This is a genomic window from Roseateles sp. P5_E11 (assembly GCF_054049355.1).
The window spans coordinates 1-1,235 of the sequence record NZ_JBFUMO010000999.1 but is presented as its reverse complement, the minus strand read 5'-3'; the positions used below and the strand labels follow the sequence as shown (position 1 = coordinate 1,235).

At 67.7% G+C, this 1,235-nt stretch carries 2 protein-coding genes; both read right to left on the bottom strand.

Annotation, left to right across the window (positions count from 1 at the left end; all coding sequences use genetic code 11):
- On the bottom strand, nucleotides 1–636 hold a 636-nt coding region (locus ACXJKR_RS32860; protein WP_457326434.1), incomplete at its 3' end, for an ATP-binding cassette domain-containing protein.
- Nucleotides 633–1,235 (bottom strand): ABC transporter ATP-binding protein (locus ACXJKR_RS32855; protein ID WP_457326433.1); only part of this gene is annotated, 603 nt, incomplete at its 5' end. The genes ACXJKR_RS32860 and ACXJKR_RS32855, both read right to left, overlap by 4 nt.

The window sequence follows — 1,235 nt, the reverse complement described above, 5'->3', positions numbered from 1 at the left end:
GCGATCGCGCTGAAGATCCTTCATGATGTTGAGGACCTGAGCCTGCACAGACACGTCCAGCGCAGAAGTCGGCTCATCGCAGACAAGGAATTCCGGTTGCGTCGCGAGCGCACGGGCGATGGAGATGCGCTGACGCTGGCCGCCAGAGAACTGGTGCGGGAATTTCTCGGCATCGGCCGGATTCAAGCCAACCGAGCTGAGCAGCTCACCGACGCGCTGCCTGGCCTCCGCGTCGCCCGGGATCAGGCCGTGCTCGCGCAGTGGCTCGGCGACGATATCCAGCACCTTCCAGCGCGGGTTCAGCGACGCATAGGGATCCTGGAAGATCATCTGCATGCGCCGGCGCAGCTTCAGGGCACCGGCACCGGCCAGCGTCTTGGCGATGTCCTCGCCGTCGAAGCTGACCGCGCCGCGCGTCATCGCGTACAGCCCAACCAGCAGGCGTGCGACCGTGCTCTTGCCGCAGCCACTCTCGCCGACGAGAGCCAGCGTCTTGCCGCGCTCGATGCTGAAGGACACGCCGTCCACCGCATGCACAAAAGCCCTGGGCTTGCGCTCGACGACGCGGTTCAGCCAGGGGGGTGAAACGTCAAAGATCTTGGCAAGGTCCCGTACCTCGACGAGGGGCGTGCTCATCGCGGCACCTCCACGGTGACAGGCCGCCAGCAGGCCGCAGTCGTCGCGCCAACCTGGACCAGTTCGGGCCGCTCGGCACGGCAACGCTCGACAACGCGAGGGCAGCGCGGGTTGAAGGCGCATCCCGGTGGGATCGCAGTGAGGCGCGGCATCGAGCCATCGATCTGCAGCAGGCGTTCGCGATCCTCGTCCATCGCCGGGATGGACCCCATCAGCCCGACGGTATAAGGGTGGGCCGGGTGGTGGATGACGTCGGCCACCGGGCCGATCTCGGCGATGCGGCCGGCGTACATGACGGCGACGCGGTCGCAGGTTTCGGCGATGACGCCCATGTCGTGGGTGACCAGCATGACGGCCGCGCCCTGCTCGCGGCAGACCTTCCTCAGCAGCGCAATGATCTGCGCCTGGATTGAGACGTCCAGCGCCGTGGTCGGCTCGTCGGCGACGATGAGCTTGGGGTTGGCCGCCAGGGCCAGCGCGATGACGACACGCTGGCGCATGCCGCCGGAAAACTGGTGCGGGAAGTGATCGACCCGAGCCTCGGGCGCCGGAATGCCGGTGGACRCCAGCAGTTCGACGGCCCGGGTCCGGGCCTGGGC